Source organism: Paraferrimonas haliotis (assembly GCF_002282895.1).
In the GTDB taxonomy this organism is placed as follows: Bacteria; Pseudomonadota; Gammaproteobacteria; order Enterobacterales; family Shewanellaceae; genus Paraferrimonas; species Paraferrimonas haliotis.
Map to the genome: position 1 here is coordinate 419411 of NZ_NRRB01000003.1, position 23274 is coordinate 442684.

At 47.1% G+C, this 23274-nt stretch carries 17 protein-coding genes; 9 read left to right on the forward strand and 8 right to left on the reverse strand.

What is annotated here, in order from left to right:
• Positions 1–167 precede the first annotated feature (167 nt).
• The 4 genes from dinG to CLC91_RS08565 are packed head-to-tail and all read left to right on the forward strand — an operon-like array spanning position 168 to position 4473.
• Positions 168–2273: an ATP-dependent DNA helicase DinG gene (gene dinG / locus CLC91_RS08550; RefSeq protein ID WP_095498508.1), complete on the forward strand. Its 2106-nt coding sequence runs from the start codon at positions 168–170 to the stop codon at positions 2271–2273.
• A 40-nt stretch (positions 2274–2313) separates the two neighbouring features.
• Positions 2314–3090 carry a TSUP family transporter gene (locus tag CLC91_RS08555; RefSeq protein ID WP_198950919.1) on the forward strand — a complete coding sequence of 259 codons (777 nt, stop codon included), beginning with the start codon at positions 2314–2316 and terminating at the stop codon, positions 3088–3090.
• Positions 3091–3759: a primosomal replication protein PriC gene (gene priC, locus CLC91_RS08560; protein WP_095498510.1), complete on the forward strand. Its 669-nt coding sequence runs from the start codon at positions 3091–3093 to the stop codon at positions 3757–3759.
• Between the two features lie 24 nt (positions 3760–3783).
• Complete coding sequence (locus CLC91_RS08565; RefSeq protein WP_095500255.1) at positions 3784–4473, forward strand: YccT family protein; 690 nt, start codon at positions 3784–3786, stop codon at positions 4471–4473.
• On the opposite strand, the gene CLC91_RS08570 is transcribed toward CLC91_RS08565, so the two are convergent.
• A complete protein-coding gene (locus CLC91_RS08570; RefSeq protein WP_332889010.1) occupies positions 4470–5060 on the reverse strand; it encodes an acyl carrier protein phosphodiesterase in 591 nt (196 codons plus the stop codon). The two genes, CLC91_RS08565 and CLC91_RS08570, sit on opposite strands and share 4 nt — an antisense overlap.
• A gap of 175 nt (positions 5061–5235) precedes the next feature.
• Here CLC91_RS08570 and CLC91_RS08575 point away from each other — a divergent pair, with 175 nt between their 5' ends.
• The 4 genes from CLC91_RS08575 to aldA are packed head-to-tail and all read left to right on the forward strand — an operon-like array spanning position 5236 to position 9605.
• Positions 5236–6339 carry a mandelate racemase/muconate lactonizing enzyme family protein gene (locus tag CLC91_RS08575; RefSeq protein ID WP_095500256.1) on the forward strand — a complete coding sequence of 368 codons (1104 nt, stop codon included), beginning with the start codon at positions 5236–5238 and terminating at the stop codon, positions 6337–6339.
• Positions 6340–6347: 8 nt separating this feature from the next.
• Positions 6348–7376 carry a zinc-dependent alcohol dehydrogenase gene (locus CLC91_RS08580; protein ID WP_095498513.1) on the forward strand — a complete coding sequence of 343 codons (1029 nt, stop codon included), beginning with the start codon at positions 6348–6350 and terminating at the stop codon, positions 7374–7376.
• 13 nt (positions 7377–7389) lie between these two features.
• Positions 7390–8154, forward strand: a complete 765-nt coding sequence (locus tag CLC91_RS08585) for an SDR family oxidoreductase (RefSeq protein ID WP_095500257.1) — start codon at positions 7390–7392, stop codon at positions 8152–8154.
• A gap of 2 nt (positions 8155–8156) precedes the next feature.
• Positions 8157–9605: an aldehyde dehydrogenase gene (gene aldA / locus CLC91_RS08590; RefSeq protein ID WP_095500258.1), complete on the forward strand. Its 1449-nt coding sequence runs from the start codon at positions 8157–8159 to the stop codon at positions 9603–9605.
• A gap of 89 nt (positions 9606–9694) precedes the next feature.
• On the opposite strand, the gene galK is transcribed toward aldA, so the two are convergent.
• The 7 genes from galK to CLC91_RS08625 form a co-directional block, all read right to left on the reverse strand.
• A complete protein-coding gene (gene galK, locus CLC91_RS08595; RefSeq protein WP_095500259.1) occupies positions 9695–10837 on the reverse strand; it encodes a galactokinase in 1143 nt (380 codons plus the stop codon).
• A gap of 3 nt (positions 10838–10840) precedes the next feature.
• Positions 10841–11896 carry a UDP-glucose--hexose-1-phosphate uridylyltransferase gene (locus CLC91_RS08600; RefSeq protein WP_095500260.1) on the reverse strand — a complete coding sequence of 352 codons (1056 nt, stop codon included), beginning with the start codon at positions 11894–11896 and terminating at the stop codon, positions 10841–10843.
• Positions 11897–11908: 12 nt separating this feature from the next.
• A complete protein-coding gene (locus CLC91_RS08605; protein ID WP_095500261.1) occupies positions 11909–12982 on the reverse strand; it encodes a glycoside hydrolase family 117 protein in 1074 nt (357 codons plus the stop codon).
• Between the two features lie 12 nt (positions 12983–12994).
• Positions 12995–13960, reverse strand: coding sequence for a sugar kinase (locus tag CLC91_RS08610; protein ID WP_095500262.1), 966 nt, complete (start codon positions 13958–13960; stop codon positions 12995–12997).
• 154 nt (positions 13961–14114) lie between these two features.
• Positions 14115–15632: a tryptophan halogenase family protein gene (locus CLC91_RS08615; RefSeq protein ID WP_095500263.1), complete on the reverse strand. Its 1518-nt coding sequence runs from the start codon at positions 15630–15632 to the stop codon at positions 14115–14117.
• Positions 15632–17140, reverse strand: coding sequence for a tryptophan halogenase family protein (locus CLC91_RS08620; RefSeq protein WP_095500264.1), 1509 nt, complete (start codon positions 17138–17140; stop codon positions 15632–15634). The genes CLC91_RS08615 and CLC91_RS08620 overlap by 1 nt, the downstream gene beginning before the upstream one ends.
• A 128-nt stretch (positions 17141–17268) precedes the next feature.
• Positions 17269–20745, reverse strand: a complete 3477-nt coding sequence (locus CLC91_RS08625) for a TonB-dependent receptor (protein ID WP_095498522.1) — start codon at positions 20743–20745, stop codon at positions 17269–17271.
• Between the two features lie 197 nt (positions 20746–20942).
• On the opposite strand from CLC91_RS08625, the gene CLC91_RS08630 reads away from it, so the two are divergent.
• Positions 20943–23270: a beta-galactosidase gene (locus tag CLC91_RS08630; protein WP_095500265.1), complete on the forward strand. Its 2328-nt coding sequence runs from the start codon at positions 20943–20945 to the stop codon at positions 23268–23270.
• Positions 23271–23274: the final 4 nt, after the last annotated feature.

Consider the following 23274-nt stretch of genomic DNA (forward strand, 5'->3'; position numbering starts at 1 on the left):
ACCATTTCATTGTCATTAAGTTAATGCTACAAACTTGAATGTAAGCTTAATGAAAACTAAATCGTTAATTTAATCTGATTTTTTTACCTTATTTTCATCGTATTTTTAGTGGAACCACAACAAACCGCTGCTATTATGTTTGTCCTTGCCCCACTAATCTGTGAATCATGAGCCAAACCAAGCAAACAAACCATCAGGTACCCGACAAAGTCAAAACTCAGATCCGTAGCATTTATCAAAAGATTGCTGGGGGCATGCAGCAATTTAATCGACGCAAAGAGCAAAATTATATGGTGGCTGAGGTCACTAAAGTATTAGCCGGTGAATACGACAGCCAGCGGCGCATGATGGTAGTCGAGGCCGGGACTGGCATTGGTAAATCATTGGCCTATTTATTAGGAGCAATTCCTCTGGCATTAGCGAAAGGCAAGCAATTGTGCATCGCCACGGCAACGGTTGCCTTGCAAGAGCAATTAGTAAAAAAAGAACTGCCGTTTTTCTTGGCTCAAAGCGAGCTGGATTTCAAGTTTGGATTAGTTAAGGGGCGGCAACGCTACGTTTGTTTGTCCAAGCTTGAGCTGTTTGCCGGTGAAGCCGGTGACTCACAACAAGCTTTATGGCAGACCAAGCCCGATGAAGCCCATATAAAACTGTTAAAAAAATTGCTGACGGACTATCACCATGGTCGTTGGGATGGTGATCGCGACAGCCTGCCCCAAACCATTCCAGACCCGATTTGGAACCAAATTAGCTCAGACAAACATTCCTGCCAGAAAAACGTGGCGGACCATCGTTATTGTCCGTTTCATAAGGCTCGCGACGACATGGATTCGTGGGACGTATTAGTGGTGAACCACAGCCTATTGTTGGCCGATTTAAGCCTAGGTGGTGGGGTGATATTGCCCGATCCAGAAAACATGTATTTTGTCATCGATGAGGCTCATCACTTACCTCAAGTCACACGCGACTTCAGCAGTGCTTCAGCAACCTTAAGAGCCTCCGCAGACTGGTTGCAACGACTGGATAAGAGCATGACTAAAATTCAAGCCTTAGTGCCCTCGGAGCAGGCCATCAAGCCATGTCAGTCGTTAATGGATGAACTGGGCACCACGGTTAACGAGCTTAAGTTAGTCGCTGAGTTGTGTCAGGCTAATGGTCAATGGTTTGAAAACAGTGAAGACAGAGTTCGCTTTGAGCACGGCCAACTGCCAACGGTACTCAAGCAGCACGCTTCTGACCTCGCCGATTCCTCGAAAACCAATCTAAAGCACTTAAACCGAATTCAAACCTTGGTGAACGAAGCTCTCAAAGACGGTGACATAACCACAGCTCAAGCCGAGCCGGTACTCATCGAGCTCGGTAATTACATTCAGCGATTGGAGAACTTGCAACAGCTTTGGAAAATGATGGCGCTGGAGTTATCACCCAAAGCCCCTCCGCTTGCGCGCTGGATTGCTTTGCGTGCCGATACCCAACCCCAGGATTATTTAGTCAGCGCATCCCCCATTGAAGTGGGCGATATTTTAGAGCATCAGCTTTGGTCTAAGGCGGCTGGCGTCATCTTATGCAGCGCTACCTTAAGGGCATTGAATCAATTTGACCATTTTCGCCATCAAATCGGCTTAACAGCGAACGACGGCACGCGATACCTTGCGTTGCAAAGCCCCTTCGACTTCGAAAACAACGCAACCTTGTACTTACCCAAAATGCGCTTCGATCCCAGTCAGGACGCCTTTACACAAGAGCTTATCGAAAAGCTGCCTCAGTTGTTAGAAGACGAACCAGCCAGTCTGGTCTTGTTCAGCAGCTACTGGCAGATGAACCAAGTGGTAGACGCTCTAAAACACAAAATTAAGATCCCACTGCTCGTGCAGGGTGATCTAAGCCCAAGTGCCTTGCTATCCCAACACAAGCAACGGTGTGATGCGCACAAGCCCAGTATTATTTTTGGTACCGCCAGTTTATCTGAAGGTTTGGACTTACCCGGCGATTACCTAACGAACTTAATCATTACAAAATTGCCCTTTGCGGTTCCAACCTCGCCCGTTGAGGAAGCGCACGCCGAATTTGTCAAAGCACGCGGTGGCAACCCATTTATGCAATTAACCGTTCCAGACGCGTCACGCAAACTCATTCAAAGCTGCGGTCGCCTATTGCGTAAAGAGCAAGACTACGGCCGAATCACCATTTTAGATAAACGTCTGGTTACGCGTCGCTATGGATCCGCCCTCCTCGATGGCTTGCCGGGGTATCGACGTGTCATTGAATCTTAAGGCCTGTTACTATGTCGCCATTAATCACGCTTAAGGATTTCTGTTGGAATTCATTCTAGAGCCAAATATCTTGCTGACCCTCTGCGCAGTTGCTTTTATCGCGGGCTTTATTGACGCGATTGCTGGCGGCGGCGGATTGCTCACGATCCCCGCCCTGTTAACCGCCGGCTTGCCTCCTCATTTAGCACTGGGAACCAACAAATTGGCGGCCACGTTTGGCTCACTGACCGCCAGCATCACCTTTTATAAGAAAAAGCTGTTTAAACCGCGAATGTGGATTACCGCGTTAGCGACCACCTTTGTAGGTGCGGTACTTGGAACCGCGGCGGTAAATTATTTAGATCCAGCTTTGTTAGATAAAGGCCTGCCTATCATAATCCTCGCGACCGCCGTATATACGCTGTTCAGTCGTAAACCTTCTGAGCAGAGTCAAGCGATGGACAGCAACGAAGCTGGATTTAACACTCGTCAAACCTTTCAAGGCTTAACCTTGGGTTTTTACGATGGTTTTGCAGGCCCTGGCACCGGCGCTTTTTGGACGGTATCCAATATGGCTCTGTATCGGCTGAACATCTTATTGGCCTCTGGAATGGCAAAGGCCATGAATTTTGTTTCCAATGCCACGTCATTAGCCACCTTCATTTACCTCGGCCACGTAAATTGGCTGCTAGGCGTCAGTATGGGAGTCTGCATAATGGCCGGAGCACTGATCGGTGCCCATTCTGCCATTCGTTTTGGTGGCGCGTTTATCCGACCTGTGTTCATTACTGTAGTGATCATCATTGCCGCGGATTTAGCATGGAAGGCTTGGTTTTAGATGAGTCAAAACCGAGCCATTCGTGCGCTTACTTCGCAACTGCAAACATTACAATCGCGGGCCCAGCAGCATGATAACCAGCTAAACCCGAGTGCTAAGCACTTGCTTTCTAATCGTCATCGTTTTCATCAACAGTTGTTTGATCACCACGGTGCCGAGCTGGTGCCCTGCGCTAATAACATCTCAAAAGACATCCAACGTCTGGCGCAACTGATCCAGTTAGGCCACAACCCTCAAACAATCGAAGCCTTATGTCTTCGCATCCAAGACAAATTTGAGGCGTTGTCGCAGGCGTTGGTGAGCACCAAAGTCACTGTTGAGCATGAACGAAGCGCCCATCAAAGTTCACGCAAACTTTGGGCTAAACGCAAACTGGCAAGTCAGCAAAAAGCGGCGAAAAACAGTGCCAACAGTCAATATCCATGGATTCCTGCAGAAGCTTTTCATGACGCATCCGCGTTGGCCTTACAAATTGACAAACACCGGCGCTGGATGAGTAAACTTGAAGTTACATTAGAAAAGTTGGATATTCGACTTCATCGCAGTATCGGAGCTGACAAAATACAATGCCAACAAGATATTTTGGCAACGTCCAAGCGATTACAACAATGCCAACAAGCATTACTGCACTTGCAAGCGTGCTTACGACACTTAAAACCGTCTAACTAACGGCAAACAGCCGACGGAGATATTATGAAAATTTGGGTTAGCCTATTGTTAAGCTGCGTGCTTTCGGTGCCAGTATCAGCTGCAACATTAAAAATTCCGATGTCCTTCGAGTATATGGCGTTAGATGGACAGCCAATCAAGCGCAATTTCTTTAAGCATCAAAGTGAACTGGAATTAACCCAAGGCCCTCACAAAATTGCATTGCGTTACAACGATTTAGTTGCTGATAGAATCAGTGACATCGACCGTAAAATCAGCTCATCTCCTTTTGTCGTTGCGTTTAATGCCGAGGCAGGTAAAGAATACCAATTAGCGCCAACAGGCGAACTCTTTAACAAAGATCCCGATGCTTATGCGGAGCGGCCAGCGGTGATCATTACTTTAAATGGCCAGCAAGTACCGTTTGAAACCGCCTATACCGACGCCGAAGAAAGCACCCTATTAGGACGCTTATTTGGCGACACCCCAACTCAAAATATTGATGAGGCCGCTATCGCTGCTACTGCAACCACCACTGCAGCTGCAACAAGCTCAATCGCAGCAACGACACCCTCCGCTGCAGATACCGCAACCACAGCAGATACAGCGACCACAAATGTTAAATCTCAAAGCGCAGCAACCACAACACCAGAGCAAATGCTGCAATATTGGTGGCAACAAGCGGATGAGAAGACTCGTAGAGAATTTTTAAGTTGGGCCGTTAATCAGCTTTAAGTTTCCAGCGCTTGGTGTTGCACATGCGCTATGAGCTCTTCGAAAAACACCAAGAACACAGCTTCAATTTGGTCTTGGTGTTGATTGAGATCTTTAATACTGCCCTGAAACTGGTTAGCGAACCGAATACGTTGCGCTATCCGATCCAGCGCGTAACCAACCCCGTGCAGAGTTTGATAACTGCCAAACCAATGCTCATTGGCCACTCTTAATGTAACTTGTTGCATTGTACGCGGCATTAAATACTGACCGGCGCGCAGTGACTCATAGTAATCATGACATACGGTTTCAAAAGCACTGGAGTGAAAACGATGCCAGTGCTTTATTAAGAAGTGGTCAAAGGCAAGATCCAATATAACCCCTGCAAAACGGCGTCGCTCGGGAGACATCAGTTTCTTCAGATTGCGAACTTGGGGGTGTTGATCGGTAAAGCGGTCCACCAGTCTATGGTTTTGTAAACCGGCACGCACATTTGCGGGTAAGCTTGCACTGTCCACCCCTTTACTGAAATCCCCAAGTAGATTACCTACTCTCGATTCTACAGTTGATTGAGACAAATACAGATGCGCTAAATAGTTCATTGCCATAGGTTACACGCGCTACCCGTCTCTGGCTAGCCATCTCGCGAGGATCGGCCCTCCTACAACCAGTACCTTTAAAGAAATTCATTGAAGCCTATGCTTAACAAGCCTTTACATTTAACAAGCTCATGTGTAGATTGTTAACAATCAACTGTTTTATACATTAACAAAAGACTGCTCGATGACGGACCGTAGAATAACAAAAGTAAAAACAGGTTATTACCGTATTCCATTGGCCGAAATACTGTCCGATGCGAAACACGGTGATCATACCCATTTTGAACTCATCACGTGTACCATAGAGTGTGCCGATGGCTATGCGGGTACTGGTTACACCTATACTGGCGGCAAAGGTGGCAGAGCGATTTATTCCCTAATTGAGGACGAATACAAAAGCGGATTATTAGGGCAAGACTCTTCCAAAATACGGGACATATGGCAGTCTATGTATTGGGATTTGCACTACGTTGGCCGCGGAGGACTGGTCAGCTTTGCCATGTCCGCAATTGATATCGCCTTATGGGACATACACTGCCATCGACTTCAACAACCCTTGCACCAAGTGTTAGGCGGCGCCAGCGACCGCACTCTATGCTACGCCGGTGGCATCGACTTAAACTTTCACATCGACAAGCTACTCAGTAACATCTCTGGCTATCTAGAAAAAGGTTTTGAAGCGGTTAAGATAAAAGTCGGAAAAGACGATTACAAAGAAGACGTTGCTCGTGTCGAAGCAGTCCGAGAACTCATAGGCAACCAACGAGTATTTATGGTTGATGCCAATTACTCGCTTAGTGAAAGCCGCGCCATCGAATTTGGTAAGGCCATTAGCCACTGCAACATTGCCTGGTTCGAAGAGCCAACCATGCCCGATGAATATGCCAGTTACGGGCGCATTGCTGACGCCATTGATATACCGCTTGCCATGGGTGAGAATTTACATACCCAACAAGAGTTCGAACTCGCCGTAGCCCACTCGAAATTAGGCTTTGTACAACCCGACGCCTCAAACATTGGCGGCATCACGGGCTTTATGCAGGTTGCCGAGCTTGCTAAGCTGCACGGTTTACCCTTGTGCAGCCACGGTATGCAAGAGTTGCACGTATCGCTGCTCGCTTCGCAGCCCCATGCTGGCTATTTAGAGGTTCACTCTTTCCCTATCGATCAATACACCAAGTCTCCATTGAAATTGCATCAAGGGCAAGCATTGGCTCCCACGAATCCAGGTATTGGGGTCGAATTTGATCCTCAATTAATAACCCCACACTTAGTTAAGAGTTCTTAGGATAGGTAATGAAAGCGGCACAATATTTAGGAAATAAATCCTTTTCAATTGTTGCAGGTAGCACGGTAGCTCCGGCCAGTGATGAAGTTCGATTGGCGGTAGATTTCGTTGGGATCTGTGGCACCGACATGCACATATATCATGGCGTTATGGACGCTCGAGTGAACCCACCGGCAACCATTGGGCACGAATTATCCGCCACCGTTGCTGAAGTTGGCAGCAACGTGAGCGATTTTGCCGTAGGCGATCGAGTGGTCGTTAGGCCCTTAGATTATTGCGGTGATTGCCCTGCGTGTCATGAAGGACACTCACACGTTTGCCATAACTTGAAATTCATGGGTATCGACACCCCGGGCGCTTTTCAAAACAGTTGGACCGTAAAAGCAAGAACTCTGCATAAGTTACCCGACTGTGTACCGCAACAAATTGGCGCGTTGGTGGAACCTTTAGCGGTAGCCTGCCATGACATCAGCCGCAGCCGACTGCAATCAGGAGAGCGCGCAGTCGTGATTGGCGGCGGCCCAATAGGTCAATTAATTGCGTTGGTTGCCAAAGCTAAAGGTGCAGAGGTCTTACTTTCTGAAGTGAACCCTGCTCGCCGTCAATTTGCCCAAGATAACGGCATCGACAGCGTTGATCCCACCGCTACAGACATCAAGGCTTATGTGGACCAATGGAGCCAAGGTAAAGGGGCTGACGTCGTCTTTGAAGTATCCGGCGTTCAACCGGCGCTGGACGTTATGACTCAAATAGCCGCGGTACGCGGTCGCATTTGCATGGTTGCAATACATCCGCAATCGCCGCAAGTGGATCTGTTCCAGTTTTTCTGGAAAGAGCTCGAAATGATGGGGGCCCGAGTATATCAACCTCAGGACTTCGAGCAAGCCATTGAGCTTATCGCGACAGGACAACTTGAACTGAGCCCTTTCATTAGTTCGGTTAATCCACTGGAAGAGATTCAACAAGCTTTTGCAGGTATGGACAATAACCCATCGGGTATGAAAGCCTTAATTCAATGTCAACCTTCTGTAGCTTAAGGAACCTTTACACATGGACAATGTATTCGATCTTAGTGGCAAAACCGCATTAGTTACCGGTTGCAGTCGAGGAATCGGCTTTGCAATGGCACTGGGACTTGCCGAAGCAGGCGCTGACATTGTTGGCGTTTCTGCCAGCCTTACTAAGCATGACAGTGACATAGAAAACGCCGTTAAAGCCGTAGGTAGGAATTTTTCTGCGTTTCAATGTGATTTTTCAGATCGAGATAGCGTGTACCGGTTTATTGAAGCGGTTAATCAACAGCATCCGCAAATCGATATTCTGGTGAATAACGCCGGTCATATCTTGCGTGACCCCGCTGTTAATCACAGCGATGACTATTGGGACACGATAATTGACATCAACCTCAATTCTCAATTCATATTGAGTCGTGAATTTGGTCGTAAAATGGTCGAACGTGGCCAAGGCAAAATAATATTCACCGCTTCGTTACTTACATTCCAAGGTGGTATTACCGTTCCTGGCTATGCCGCCAGTAAAGGCGCGATTGGCCAATTGACCAAAGCATTGGCCAACGAATGGGCCAGTAAAGGGGTTAACGTCAACGCCATCGCACCGGGGTATATTGCGACTGATAACACACAAGCTCTGCGTGACGATCCCAACCGAGCCCAATCCATTTTAGACAGAATTCCTCAAGGTCGTTGGGGAGAGCCTGAAGACTTTAAGGGACCTACTGTATTTTTAGCCTCACAAGCCTCTAACTACGTCAATGGCACCACACTGTTGGTGGATGGCGGTTGGATGGGGAGATAACCATGTCCATATTTAACAACGTTAACTTTATTCATGGCGAATATGTGCCATCAAGCTTACCCAACGTCATCACTGTCTATAACCCTGCAAACGGTGAGCGAGTCGGCGAAATTCCAGAGGGCAGTCGCGAAGACGCACTATCGGCACTCGAGTCTGCCAAACAAGGTCAAAAGGTATGGGCCAAAGTAACTCCGCGTCAACGAGCCAGCGTATTACGAAAGTTTGCTCAGTTAATTCGTGAGCAAAAAGAACCTTTGGCTAAGTTACTGGTTGAAGAGCAAGGCAAACTCATTGATGTTGCCCGCTCTGAAGTCGAGGTAACCGCAACCTTTATTGAATACGCCTGTGATCATGCGTTAACCATCGAAGGTGACATTCTGGCGTCAGACATCGAAAACGAAAAGATTTTTATCCATAAAGTGCCTCGCGGAGTGGTTGTGGCAATTACCGCATGGAATTTTCCATTAGCACTGGCGGGTCGCAAAATTGGCCCTGCGCTAATTACGGGTAATTCCATTGTCATTAAACCCACTCAGGAAACGCCTCTGTCTACCGTTGCGTTGGGGGAACTGGCGAATCAAGCTGGTTTGCCTAAAGGGGTACTTAACATCGTAAATGGCACCGGCTCTGTGGTTGGCCAGAGTTTATGTGAAAGCCCCATAACCCGTCTAATAACCATGACAGGTAGCACAAGAGCGGGGCAAATAATCTACAAAACCAGCGCTGAGCATTTGACCCCGGTTATGCTGGAACTTGGCGGGAAAGCCCCTTTTATCGTACTGGATGATGCTGATATCGATAAAGCGGTTGCCGATGCCGTGGTGACTCGCTTTGCCAATTGTGGTCAAGTGTGTACCTGCGCTGAGCGACTGTACGTCCATAAAGACGTTCACGATGAGTTTGTCAGTAAGCTGGCTCAGGCGGTGAAGAAAATCAAAGTCGGTGACCCTATGGATCCCGCCACAGAAATGGGTCCTAAGGTCAACCAAAGTGAAATAGACAACATCCAATCGATTTTGGCGCAAGGACTGCAACAAGGTGGACGGGTTCTAATTGGCGGTAACCTGGCCCAAGTACCTGGCTATGAAAACGGTCATTGGTTCGAACCCACTTTGGTAGTGGATGTCGCACAAGATAACGTGCTGGTTCACGAAGAAACCTTCGGACCGATTCTCCCCATTGTAAAAATAGACTCACTGGAGCAAGCAATTGCCTATAGCAATGACAGTGAATACGGACTTTCTGCTTATTTGTACACCCAAAATGTAAAAGCGATGCACCAAGCCATTGCCGATTTAGAGGTAGGCGAAGTTTACATAAACCGCGGAATCGGAGAGCAACATCAAGGTTTCCACAATGGTTGGAAAATGAGTGGCGCCGGCGGTGAAGATGGAAAATACGGATTAGAGCAATATTTAGAAAAGAAAACCGTTTATTGGAATGAGCAATAAGCGATAGAGCAAGTGTGTGCTGGTGTCTCCCTCACTATCACACCAAAAAAGCAGAGATCTTGCCCGGATCTCTGCTTTTTTATACAGGGCTAAAGTACCTTTACACCGCTCGCCGCTTGAGTGATATAAACACTCTCTTTTAAGCCGGTTTTGCTTTCATAGCATTCATCCACCAAGGCAATCATGGGGGCAACAAGCTCATCCGCAACCACTGCTACGACGCATCCGCCAAAGCCTCCACCGGTCATGCGTGCCCCGCCTTTGTCTTCGACAAAATCAGCAATTAACGCCACCAAATAATCGATTTCAGGAGTGGTAATTTCGAATAGGTCTCGCATAGAGGCATGGCTTTGTGCCATCAGCTCACTCAAACGGGCAACATCGTGGCATGACAGCGCTTCAACTGCGTCTAGTGTTCGTTGGTTTTCTTCCAATACATGACGGGCCCGCTTGGCAATCAACGGGTCTAACTGCTGGGCGTGTGCATTGAACTGGGATAGCGGTAGATCGCGCAAACTAGAGAGCCCGAAATGCGCGGCAGCCTGCTGGCACTGCTCCCTTCTTTCATTGTATTTGCTGTCGACCAAGCCTCGTTTAACATTGGAGTTTATGATCACCACCGAGTGCCCCTTTAACAAAGGTGCAGGGGTAAGTGAAAGACTGCGACAATCAATTAATAACGCGCTGTTGCTGCTGCCGCAGGCAGAAATAAGCTGATCCATGATGCCGCAATTACAGCCAACAAAGTTATTTTCCGCCGCTTGCGCGATAATCGCTATCTCAGCGACACTTAGAGATAATGAGAAGGTATGAACTAAAGCTTTAGCAATAGCCACCTCAAGGGACGCTGAAGAGCTGAGGCCACTTCCCTGGGGAACGTTTCCTGTTATGGCAATATCACAGCCGTCTACGACGTGGCCAGCCTTGATTAGCTCAGAAAAAACGCCTCGTACGTAATTAGACCATTGCAAATTAGGATGCGGCAGCAACTCTTGGTCCAAATCAAAACTGTCTAATTGATGGTCATAATCCATGGCTAACAGCCGCACCTTACGACTGTCATTAGGTTTAATGGCAACCCAAGTGGCAAAGTCAATGGCGCACGGTAGCACAAATCCATCATTGTAATCGGTATGCTCGCCGATGAGATTGACTCGTCCCGGCGCTTTGATAATGGAGTCCGGTTGGCTTGCAAATGCCTTTTCAAACGCACTGTTAATGGCTACTGACACAAATTACTCCTTAGCTTGGCTGTAATGAACAGCTGATTGTTGACGTAACAAAGCAGCGGCCTGCTCTGGGGTAATATCACGCTGTGGCTCCGCCATCATTTCATAACCCACCATAAATTTCTTAACCGTGGCACTGCGCAATAAAGGGGGAAAAAAGTGCGCGTGTAAAGTCCATTCTGGATGGGCGTTAGCATCGTTTGGCGCACCATGCCATCCCATAGAATATGGAAACGAACAGCCAAACAAATTATCGAACCTTATGGTCAACTGACTGACAATGTCCGCCAAAGACTGCTGCATTTCACTGTTCAACTGAGACAGCCTGGCGACATGCTGCTTGGGCAACAGCAAGGTTTCAAAAGGCCAAGCGGCCCAATACGGCACCAAGGCAATCCAATCGGCATTGCTCACCACTATGCGTTCGTTTAATTTAAGCTCCCGCTCAACATAGTCCTGCAGTAAATTACTATTATGTTGAGAATAATAGTCACTGAGTTGAGTTAACTTTTTTGCCGGCAAGGTCGGTAAACTGTTTTGCGCCCAAATTTGCCCATGGGGATGCGGATTAGAGCACCCCATTACCGCGCCTTTATTTTCAAACACTTGCACCCATAAATAGTCTTTCGCCAGTAACTGAGTTTGTTCAACCCAGGTCTCCACCACCTTCAGTAACTCGGCGTGTGACAATTGCGGCAAAGAGCGTGCATGGTCAGGGGAGAAGCAAATGACGCGACTGGTGCCCGCAACGGATTCAGTGCGAAACAAAGGGTCATCGTCCTTGTGATTAGGCGTTGAACTTTGCAACGCCGCAAAATCGTTGGTAAATACATAGGTTGACTGATAGTTAGGGTTTACTTCGCCATTAATTCTTGTATTACCTGAGCACAAGTAACAAGTCGGGTCATGAGACAGGGTTTGCTCAGTGGCTGGCGCTTCCTGTTGTCCCTGCCACGGTCGCTTAGCACGATGTGGCGATACCAGTACCCACTCTCCTAACAATGGGTTATAGCGTCGATGAGAATGATCCGCTGGATTAAACGGAACTGAGCTGTCGTCCATTGGTACTTCCCTTTAATTGCTGTTTTGAAACGTGCCGGCATCAAGCACTTGCTTGCGCGGCGTAAAGCGACAAATGAAATTCCAATTCCAACTGGAATCATACTTGTGGCACAGCCCCCAACTTAACCCGGGAGCCGGCAACTCTTGAGGCGGACGAAACAACCCAATGGCTTCTGGCGCGCCTTTAATGTGGGCTTTAATTTCAAAGTTAATACCGTCAGGCGCAAACTGAATGGTGTTTTTTTCAGGGCCATCAGTCGTTAATAAGGTCGCCACTCCCCCTTGGTAATTCCACACCACCACTTCGTGGCCGCTGTTGGAGATGGGGTTAAACTTAGAGCGTTGGTATGGCCCTAAAATATTATCGGCAATGGCGACACCGTGCTTAATCTCACGACCACCAAAATTCATGGATTCCCCCATGGTCTCACCTTTGTAATATAAGTAAAACTTGTCTTTAAAGAATAAGATGCAGGGATCGTGAACCTTATGACTATCGAAACTGCCTTTGTGGTTTACATGAAAGCGGTTATCTTCTTCGCCGCGCCACTGGCCATCCATCTGCGGAGAAAGTATCGGCGCATTGGATTTATGCCAAGGCCCATAGGGACTGTCAGCCCAAGCAATGGCTATGTGTTCAAATTGACGATTGGTATAGGGGTATTGCACCGTCTGATACACCAGATAAAACGTGTTTTGGTGCTGAATAACTTCTGGGGTAAATACCGCTCTATCATCAAAGGCGCCCGCTTCACCTCGCGTGATGGCAGCGCCTTGCTCTTGCCACGTATAGCTATCCTCTGAAGTTGCGTGCCACACTTCTGTGAGATCCCATGGGAAGACCTTATCGTTAGGGTTTGAGCTGCCAAATCCCACCGTCTCGCCTTGTCCCTTGGTATACCAGCAATGATAAACGCCATCGATATACAGCACTGAGGTAGGATCACGACGAATTACGCCTTGCTCAAACGCAAAATCACCTTTAAGCGGTTCAACGTCAAACTCCGTCAACCACTCAGGCCCTTTATCATCATAGCCACGTGCTCGCGCCCTTTGACTGGCTAAACTTAACTGTTCGTGTTCCATAAACACCTCTTATTATTCTTGATTTGGCAAGCAGACTAATTGCCCTTGTAAGCGCTGGACAAACTCAGCAGGCTCCATAATAGCGCCTGGGCATTGCACCACTTCTCTGGCCACAGTAACTGCTTGCGATAACGAATCAAGCACACTTAATCCCGCCAATCTTGAAGCTAGATATGAGCCGGCGAATGAGTCACCAGCCGCGGTGGAGTCAACCTGACGCTCTGCCGGCACAAACGGTTCGTGAAACCACTGAGTTCCCGCAAACGCCATGGTGCCTTGTTCACCCTGTTTCACCACCACTTCATCGCAGCCGCATTGAACGCAAAATGCAGTAATGGTTTCTAAATCTTGATGTTGAAATAGCAACTCATGTTCGTCTGCCCCCGGCAATGCAATGTCGCTGCATTGATAAGCGCGGGTGAGCCATGTTTTTGCTTGTTGTTGGTTATCCCATAGACGTTCGCGATAATTGGGGTCAAACGCTATGGTACTGCCCTGCTGTCTTAAGCCCGTCAACACTTGCAGCAACTTTTGCCGATGATGACCCGACAAAATGGCGAGGGTAATACCGCTAAAAAAGACCATATCAACCGGCGCTAATATCTCAATAAGCTGTTCTACCGAGTGGCGACTGACCATGTCTCTTGCAGCAGCTTCTGAGCGCCAGTAGCTAAAGGAGCGTTCCCCATGATGATCGGTATTAATGGCATACATTCCAATGGTTTTATCCCACAGTCTTTGTACATAGTCGGTATTAATACCTTGCTCGGCCCATGCGCTTACCATGGATTCGGACAATGAGTCTTGGCCAACGGCACTAAAAAAGCGGCAATCCAGTTTTGGATGTATGCGTTTTGCATACACCAACGCATTATAAACATCGCCGCCAAATGCACTGTCAAAGGTCAACGGGCCTAACGCTTTGCGCTGCGGCCGAAGCTCTAGCATGCATTCACCAATCGCCAATAAAGAAGTCATGATCAATCCTTAATTGCGGTGCTATACCTGAGTATTCAGTCTGCTGTTCTGCGCTTTGAAGAAATGTACTGCGACTGAAAAATGGCTAACCGTCTTATACCGTTAGCCATCTTAACCTCATTTTAATAAATTGTTAACAATTAATAATCTACATTTAGGCTTTTGATAGTTGCTGTTCACGTTGCAACAGTTGCTTTATGTAGCTGCTGTGGTCATCAAGCTTACCGACTTCTTGAGAAATGGCCTGCTTAACGCTGCTAAAGAAACCCGTTAAGTCGCCGTGTTGATCACTGGCAAAGGCTTGGTAATTGGCAAGATATTTTTGTCCAATCAAGACCTGATACCAGCTCTCTGGGCCAAATAACGCATCGCTGCTTAAGTTCACTTTTCCCGTTTCAGTGAAACTTTGTAATTGCGCTTGTAAGCTTTCAGGGACGTCTATACTGCGGGCCGCTAACCAAAAGGGTTGTTCTCGTTGATTAACCAAATAATGCAAAATCAAAAAATCTCGAATTTGCAATGTATCCCGCTCATGCAGGTCATTGAATGCCACTGCGGCATCGGCGATTGGCTTACGGGTATGCAGCTCCGACGCTAACGAGATGGCGGCTTTAATGATCAAATGAATACTGGTGGATTCCAACGGCTCTAAAAACGCTGCAGATAAGCCAATGGCAATGCAATTTTTTTCCCAAGGGCTGTGTAAGCGGCCTGTGGTAAAGCGAATGATTTTAGGATCATTTATCGGCGCACCCGACAAGCTCTGGCGCAGCACTTGTTCGACTCGCTCATCGGTAATGAAGCGGTCGCAATAAACGTAACCATTGCCCATACGGTTTTGCAGCGGAATGTGCCAAGTCCACCCTGCCGCTTGCGCGACCGAGCGGGTGTATGGAGGCAGCGGTTGTTGAGCTTGCGACTGCATGGCCATGGCTGAATTACACAATAACCAATGGCTCCAATCGTCAAATTCGGCGTTCAATTCTTGCTTGATTAAACGTCCTGCTAGCCCGCTGGCATCAACAAACAAATCGCCTCTTACGACGAACCCTTCTTTTAGCAACAGCGCTTGAATGCCACTGTCGTCTTTTCTCACCCGCTCAACCGTTCCTTGGGTATGCTTAACCCCGCGTTTTTTGGCAAACTCTTTAAGAATCTCTGCCAATCTCAGGGCATCGAAATGCAATGCGTAGTAAAGGTTATTGGAAGGATAAAAAGCGCTTTTTGGGGCATTATCGGGTCTTGAGGTATTACGCCCAAATTTATTAAGATTCGATGCCTGTTCCGTGGGTAAATACTCTCCCAACGTAGGCTCTGCAAACTGATGCGCGTGGGTAAGCCAGGCATCAAAAAAAGAAGTGTCCTTAAAAGCGCAACCTAACTTACCAAAACCGTGCATATAACGTTCATTTGGTTGGCTCCAGCCTTCAAATTCAATACCGTATTTAAACGTGGCATCGGCGCTCTCTAACAAAGGTTTGTCCGAGATACCTAAAAAACTCAGCAAGCCATAAAAAGCCGGAATGGATGCTTCTCCAACACCCACCGTTGGCATGTCTGGAGATTCAACCAATTCAAATTCAAATTCTTGTGGACTGAGCGCTTTTGAGAGCACTGCAGCACTCACCCAGCCGGCGGTACCACCGCCTAAAATGACCACTTTCTTTTTCATTATTGTTGTTCCAGTGTTTGCAGAGTTTGTTGATGGGGCGGATAGTTCATCGCACACCGATTAAAAAAGCGTTCAAAGCGACTGATGTCAACGGCAGCGGCTTGCGCCGGTGGCGGCTGTAACTCGTTAAATTGGCTAAAGAAACCAACGCCACACAGCAAATAATGCCAAGAGTTAGCCGAATAAAAACGCGTCATGTCTTGCTGATTTAAAATCGGCTCAATGTCTTGGTTGTTGTTCCAAGCTTCTAACACCGCCTGCAGCTTCGGCGACGCTTTGCTAATACTGGCTCGAGCTTGCTGCCAATAGTCACTGTCGTTGCGGCTGTTGGTTAAATAGTGGGTATGTATAAAGTCTTTTACGCTATCGAAACTGGCATTAGTTTGGCGGTTATAATCGTCTTTATCCTGCTCGCCTAAGCGCCCTTGTTTAAGGTAGTCAATGAAACGGTTAACAGCCTGCTGAGTCAGCGCCAATCCGGTAGCTTCTAAGGGTTCAATAAAGCCCTGCGACAACCCAATAGCCAACACATTTTTATGCCAATGCTTTTCAACCCGTCCCACTTTCATAGCAACGCTCTTTGGCTTAACTTCCTGTAATTGCTGATCATTAAGTCCCACGTGAGCCGCAAGCTCTGCAGCCGCTTGGTCAGCATTGAGGTGGCGACTGGAATATACGTAACCAACCCCAGTTCGACTTTGCAACGGTATTTGCCAGGCCCAACCGCAAGAAAGTGCGGTTGAAACCGTTTGGCAAGGCATAGGAGCCATTGCCGGTAAAGACAAGGTCACCGCAGCATCATTGAACAAAACGTCTTCATAGGATTGAAACGGTACGTTTAAAGCTTGTTGCAACAGCATCGATTGAAAGCCACTGCAATCGACATAAAAATCGGCTTGATGTGGGTTGCCTTGGCTGTCGATTAACGATTCAATACCCCGTTGTTCGCAGGTCAACACTCGCTCAATTTGCACATCAACATGGGTTACGCCTTCGCGCTTAGCCCGCTCCATTAAAAACTTTGCAAGCAAGCTGGCGTCGAAGTGATAACCGTACAAAGGCTCAAACGGGAAATTAATGGGTGGCAACGGTGAGAGCTGTTTCTTCGCAAGGTAAGCAGAGAAGCAATACTTATCTGGCAAGCAGTCCACTTGATAGCCACCACGACGCAACCGCGAGTGATACACCAAGGCTTTGGCATGATCTGGGTCGAACGGTGAGTAAAATGGGTTAAAATAACTTTGGTAGCCAGGATGTATCGACCAATGCTCAAATTGAATGCCAAGCTTATACGTGGCATTGCATTTTGGCATCCACTCTGACTCGGATACCCCCAAGTTATCGAATAAGGTTTTTAAGATTGGGGTTGACCCTTCCCCAACGCCAATTGATGGCAACGTTGAAGAATCAATGATGCTGATGTCTATCGACTTAGGCAGCCTTGCTCTTAACAAACTTACGGCCATCCAACCCGCAGTACCGCCGCCTAAAACAATGAGCTTTTTCATTCTTGTTATCCTTTTTCGCCCACTAAGCTACAACGCTTTACCAAGCAATTCACGGTCCATTTTATGTCGTGAAAAAAAGCCATAGTACGAATACTATGGCTTTTATTAGACTGAGATTCAATCCTATTCTAGAAGGCTACACGAGCCGACAATCGGAATGAACGACCGGTCTTATATTGAGATACGGTACGAGAAGTATCTGCACCACCATCCAAGGCATTTCCTTCCTCAAACGGAATAGGGTTACCAGCGCCGTCAACGTCACCTAACTGCAAGAAGCGGCTGGTGTAGTATTGGCGAACGCCTTCATCCGTCAAGTTGATTGCATGGAACGATAGGCTCATCCAATCGGTAACTTGGTAGGTTGCAGAGAAGTCCAACGTCTGACGACCTTCTTCCCAAAGTGTACCTTGTTCCCAAGAACGCTGTACAAGTTGGTCAGAGTTGCCACGGTAGGATAGACGTAACTGGTGACCGTTTTTCTCCCAGAAGGCGGTCAAGTTGTAGGTGTGTTCAGGCGTATAGGCTACTGGTAGCTCTGGCAAGAATACACTGCTATCAATTGACGAAACCTCTTGGTCGTATTGGCTGTCTTGGTAGGTATAGTTGGTGGTAATACCTAAACCCGACCAGAAGCTTGGAAGCATATCAAAGGTTTGAGTGTACTGAAGCTCAGCACCACCAATTCGCGCACCTTTACCGTTCTTAATGCGTGTGGTCTTAAACTGAGCACACATTTGCTCTGGATCGTCTGAGAACACCCAATCTTCCACCAAGTCAGCACCACCTTGGATACGCTTAGGCATACAACTGCCTAAATCGTCTTGACCCGCAATCAACAATAAGTCGTCGGTATTGTATGCCGGTGCATTAGGATCAAGCCCTAAACCACGAAGATCGTCCATGTAGGTAATAACGGTTTCTGATTCCTCAAAGTTGGTCATATCTTTATAGAAGATACCTGCGGCAAACAATGATGACTCGTTGAAGTACCACTCATAAGACAAGTCAAAGTTGACCGACTCAAGCGGATCCAATTGCGGCGAAGTCAGCGTAATAACGTTGTTACGATCATCACCACCCCACACCGTCTCTGTCACTTTAAAGCCTGGACGAAGCGAATCGATTTGTGGACGAGCCATTGTCTTAGACGTCGCGAAACGTAAGATCATTTCGTCATTAAGCGCGTAGTTCAAGTTTAAGCTCGGCAACCACACGTCGTACTCGTGTTTACCGCTAACACCAAAGGCACGTTTTGAACGATCCTCGGTAGGCATCAATTGGCCATTTTCATCGAATTTGCGATCGCCATAAACGTAATGGGCTTCGGTGCTCACATCACTGTGACGCCACAACCACCATTCCGAATAATCAGGATTGCCTTGCAACGCTCTTGGGTCGTGACACGGACCTTGATCAGGAATCATTACATCGTCGCGCTTATCCACTGTACCGCCGGTATCATAACCTTTACCGTCTACACGTGACCAACGAGACTCTTCGTTATAGTCGGTACCATAAAAGGCAATGTCGTTACACAACGGTAGGCTGGTATCACGCAATTCTTGCAGCTTGAATGGGTCAAAAACACGACCTAAGTTACCTGGGTCAAAGTGGAAGTTAACACCGGAGTAGCCATTAGTATCGACTGTGGTTTTAACGTAACGAACACCCACGTTACCGGTTAAGCGGCTATCAAAGTATTCGAAATTCGCTTTGAAGTAGGCAGCGATGTTATCTAACGTAGCATCACGAGTTTCAGTATTATCTGGCACGATAGCAATGTTTGGATTACCTAAAGCAACGTTAAAGGCTTCGATGGCTGAGAAGGCATTCCAGCCATCCGTAACGTGATCGCGACCGTAACCTAAGCTTCCCATAAAGTCATCGGGGAATTCGTAATCCGATTGAAATTGGTTGCCACGAATTTCGGTAATACCAGGAATGCTGGTCACCGGCTCACCCGTGTCCGGGTTAATAATGATTTGCCCTTCGGCTACAGAGTTAAACGCAGTTTGTTGATTATCAACAAACTTTTCGCGCTTAGTCCATTTAGCACCAAATTCAAACATGGTAAAACCGCCAAAGTCCACGGCGTAATCAAAGTCTACGTGGGCCGATTTGGTGGTGTCATCAACGTCAACAACGCTACGGTTTAAGAACGCTAAGTGCTGTGCTTTTAGGTCGTCAGGGTTAAAGCCTGTGGTAGAGCGGTTATCCCAAAGTGCATCTGGGTTACCCCATTCATCATTGGCGCCCCAATCAATCAAGCCTTGGCCGGCAACGAGTTCACAACGGCCACTGGTACAATCGTAACCGACGGGTTCCATATCTTCTGGCGGCGTGTGCCAAAGTAGCCAAGCGTTAATGGAGTTGTAGTTTTGCAAAGCAACATAAACGTCGTTATCAGGAACGCGCTTAGCTTTCGAGTAACCGACACCAATATCCATGTTCAACGAATCGGTCCATTGGTGGTTAACCGTAAACGACGCTACTCGATTTTCATTGTCGTACATTCTTTCCGACTGAATTAAGTCACCCAAACCAAAACGGTTAGTGAACTTAGTGAACATACGAGAGTTTTCATCGTAGACGAACCAATCTTCAGCGGGATCGGTATACGGTGCTGGTCCCATAAATAGGCCAGGATCAACGCCTTGAATTAGGTTAGGGTAATCAGAGCCACGGGTTTTAACACCGTGCATGGATTCTTCAACGCGCTGGTTACTCCAGTTGGCACTAAAGTAAACATCGGTCGAGTTTGACGGCTGCCATTGCAAACCAAAGTCGATACCTTGACGGTCTCTTTGGAACTCAATCAACTCGTACTGACTGTTATACGGAGCAATACCCGTTACGTCATTAATGACATTACCTTGGGTATCCTTTGCAATCGGTGTGAATCGCGATTGGAAGGTATCGGCACGGTATTGATCCTTACGACCGCTGTTGGTTTCATCATAAGCGGTTAAGAAGAAACCTAAGCTATTGTCTAAGAAGTTCTTAGAGAAGCTACCAGATACTTTATAGTCTTCGTTTTCTGATAAATCGTTATAGCGACCTTGTAGAGTGATTGCGGCAACCGGCTCGCTTAGTTCTAGTGGGCGTGTAGTCGTTAGGTTAATATTTGCCCCAAGCGAACCTTCTTCATGGTCTGCACTCGGCGTCTTCACCACCTCAATTTTCGATAAAATATCTGATGAGTAGCTAGACAAATCAACACTTTGGCTAAAGTCGGTCGCCCCTAAGGTTACGCCGTTCAAGCTGATGTTGTTTTGTTGAGAGTTCGCACCACGAACCGTTACCGTAGTACCTTCACCGTCCACCGACTGTACGCTAACACCGGTAACGCGCGAAAGCGCCTCTGCAATGTTTTGGTCAGTGGATTTACCAATGTCCTCGGCATTGATCGAATCTTGAATAGATTGAGAGAATCGTTTGTCATTAATGCTTTTCTTTAGGCTGCTGGCAAGGCCTTTAACCTCAATAACTTCCATTTCTTCGTCAGCATTTTCTACCTCTTCTGCTTTTGCCGACAAGCTGGTCGCTGTTAACATTGCCAGTGTCACCGCGCTTAAAGGAAAGCGCTTATGAGTGTTCCGCATTGTAGTCCCCTGCATGATACATTTATTATTTTTCAGGTTATAAAGCCGAACAAAAACTCTCTCTACTACACGATTTTTGATCAGCGTTGGTGATAATGTAGACATTCAAGCAACAATCTGTCAACATAATTTTGTTAACAATCTTCAATTAACACTGACCGTAACTACCTATAAAAAAATACAAAAGGTTTGAGTTCATGGACAACAAATTGCTTAAAGCTCTAATGCCGATGTTATTCTTGTTATCAGCATGTAATACCGATTCAACTACAGTGACAAAAAATGAACAATTCGAAAATTCTCTCCCTATTGTGCTTTTTGATCGGTCACTTGCTGAACAAAGCTACTTAGTAGAGACCATCAACGCATCATCGGCCTACACCGAGCAAGGGCTTACAATAAACTTTGACTCAAAGCAAAACAGTTACTCAGCGGTTAACTTTAAACCTCAAAAAGATTGGAACTGGAAAGACTATTCGTCTTTTAACCTTGCTTTTGAGATCATTAACCCTAATGTTGAAAGCGTTCAGCTCTATCTCGATATGCAGGATGCCAATGGCGATGTTTACACCCGCAGCGTAAATGTTGCAGAGAACAGCAAGCACATTTATTACGCCAAAATGTCGGGCCACGATTTGGCGCCTCTTTCTGACGACCATTCCACTGAGCTCAATTTTGTATCGGGTCTGCGCAGCAATCCGGACACCTGGGAGTCGGATGACATTCAGTTCATTTCCATGTGGGGAAAGAAAAATCTAGACATCAGTGCCATTAGTCGCATAACCCTTAGCGTGCAGAGCAATCTTACTGATAAATCAATTGTCATAGAAAAAATTTGGCTGCGTAGCAATCCCGAGATGAACAAAGACTTTTTAGTCGGCATCAGTGACAAGTATGGGCAAAATGCTAATGTCGAGTTTGCAGAAAAAATTCATAATGATAGCGAGTTATTGGCGGCCCGCGATAAAGAATTGGCGAGCTTACAGGACCACTATAATGACGATCGCTCGCGCTTTGGCGGTTGGAAAAGCGGTCCTAAACAAGAAAGCAGTGGTTACTTTAGAACCGCAAAAGTAGACGGTGTGTGGAGTTTGGTCGATCCCGACGGCTATTTATACCTAGCAACCGGTTTAGACATTATTCGCTTGTCTAACAGCTCCACCATGACCGGCTACGACTTTGATCAACAACAGATTCCACAAAAGACCGCCACCGACGCAACCCCAGAGGACAGCCAAGGTCTCAACCGCGTTCCTAACAGCGCCGTTGCCAGCAGAACTCTGGTATCGAAAACACGAAAAGACATGTTCCAATGGCTTCCTAGCTACGATGAACCGTTAGGCAAACACTATGGCTACCGACGAAGCGCTCATTCTGGGCCGCTTAACCATGGCGAAACCTACAGTTTTTATTCCGCTAATTTAGAGCGAAAGTACGGCCAAGACGGCGCTGATTTTATGCAAACTTGGCGCGACGTTACCTTAAAAAGAATGATGACGTGGGGATTCACCTCCCTTGGTAATTGGACCGATCCAAGTTATTACGGCAACGACAAGGTGCCCTTCTTCGCAAACGGTTGGATAATTGGTGATTTTGAAACTGTGAGTTCAGGTAATGACTTTTGGGGCGCTTTGCCTGATGTCTTCGATCCTAAGTTTGCCGAGCGGGCCGACTTCACAGTGGCTCGAGTGGCAAAAGAGGTGAACAACAGTCCTTGGTGCGTCGGCGTATTCATTGACAATGAAAAAAGCTTTGGTCGTCCTGAAAGCAATGAAAGCCACTATGGCATTGTTATTAATACGCTTACCCGAAATGCGAGTGACTCTCCAACCAAAGCCGCTTTCGCCGAGCTTATGAAAAACAAATATACAACAATCGACAAGCTTAATGCTGCCTGGGACAGTAATATAGCCTCTTGGCAATCTTTTGATAGCGGCGTTGAGCTGCCTTTAAGCAGTGAGCAGCAACTACAAGATTATTCACAGATGCTGTATAGCTATGGCGAGAAATATTTCGCTGTAGTCAATGACGCCATGCAACGTCACATGCCAAACCACCTGTATCTCGGTGCCCGCTTTCCGGATTGGGGAATGCCCAAAGAAGTGGTTGAAGCGTCAGCAAAGCACGTCGATGTCATCAGTTTCAACTCTTATAAAGAAGGCTTACCTGAGAAAAGTTGGCAGTTTTTAAAAGACATCGATATGCCAGCAATCATCGGAGAGTTTCACATAGGTAGCAGTGACTCTGGCATGTTCCACCCCGGCCTTATTCATGCCTCATCGCAACAAGATAGAGCCAATATGTACAAAGCTTATATGGAGTCGGTTTTTGACAACCCATATTTCATTGGTGCCCACTGGTTTCAATACATAGATTCTCCGTTAACAGGACGGGCATACGATGGAGAAAACTACAACGTTGGTTTTATTACGGTGGCGGATCAACCATACCTTCCAATGGTGGAAGCTGCGAAACAGGTGAATCAGTCCATGTATCAGCGCCGTTTTAAACAGCAAAAGAAGTAAGTTG

What these genes read in the sequence shown, in the direction of transcription:
- aldA (WP_095500258.1), top strand. Translation starts at nt 8,157, where the DNA reads ATGTCCATATTTAACAACGTTAACTTTATTCATGGCGAATATGTGCCA.
- CLC91_RS08630 (WP_095500265.1), top strand. Translation starts at nt 20,943, where the DNA reads ATGGACAACAAATTGCTTAAAGCTCTAATGCCGATGTTATTCTTGTTA.
- CLC91_RS08625 (WP_095498522.1), bottom strand. Translation starts at nt 20,745, where the DNA reads ATGCGGAACACTCATAAGCGCTTTCCTTTAAGCGCGGTGACACTGGCA.
- CLC91_RS08610 (WP_095500262.1), bottom strand. Translation starts at nt 13,960, where the DNA reads ATGACTTCTTTATTGGCGATTGGTGAATGCATGCTAGAGCTTCGGCCG.
- CLC91_RS08605 (WP_095500261.1), bottom strand. Translation starts at nt 12,982, where the DNA reads ATGGAACACGAACAGTTAAGTTTAGCCAGTCAAAGGGCGCGAGCACGT.
- CLC91_RS08615 (WP_095500263.1), bottom strand. Translation starts at nt 15,632, where the DNA reads ATGAAAAAGAAAGTGGTCATTTTAGGCGGTGGTACCGCCGGCTGGGTG.
- dinG (WP_095498508.1), top strand. Translation starts at nt 168, where the DNA reads ATGAGCCAAACCAAGCAAACAAACCATCAGGTACCCGACAAAGTCAAA.
- CLC91_RS08600 (WP_095500260.1), bottom strand. Translation starts at nt 11,896, where the DNA reads ATGGACGACAGCTCAGTTCCGTTTAATCCAGCGGATCATTCTCATCGA.
- CLC91_RS08575 (WP_095500256.1), top strand. Translation starts at nt 5,236, where the DNA reads ATGACGGACCGTAGAATAACAAAAGTAAAAACAGGTTATTACCGTATT.
- CLC91_RS08570 (WP_332889010.1), bottom strand. Translation starts at nt 5,060, where the DNA reads ATGGCAATGAACTATTTAGCGCATCTGTATTTGTCTCAATCAACTGTA.
- CLC91_RS08565 (WP_095500255.1), top strand. Translation starts at nt 3,784, where the DNA reads ATGAAAATTTGGGTTAGCCTATTGTTAAGCTGCGTGCTTTCGGTGCCA.
- CLC91_RS08580 (WP_095498513.1), top strand. Translation starts at nt 6,348, where the DNA reads ATGAAAGCGGCACAATATTTAGGAAATAAATCCTTTTCAATTGTTGCA.
- priC (WP_095498510.1), top strand. Translation starts at nt 3,091, where the DNA reads ATGAGTCAAAACCGAGCCATTCGTGCGCTTACTTCGCAACTGCAAACA.
- CLC91_RS08620 (WP_095500264.1), bottom strand. Translation starts at nt 17,140, where the DNA reads ATGAAAAAGCTCATTGTTTTAGGCGGCGGTACTGCGGGTTGGATGGCC.
- CLC91_RS08585 (WP_095500257.1), top strand. Translation starts at nt 7,390, where the DNA reads ATGGACAATGTATTCGATCTTAGTGGCAAAACCGCATTAGTTACCGGT.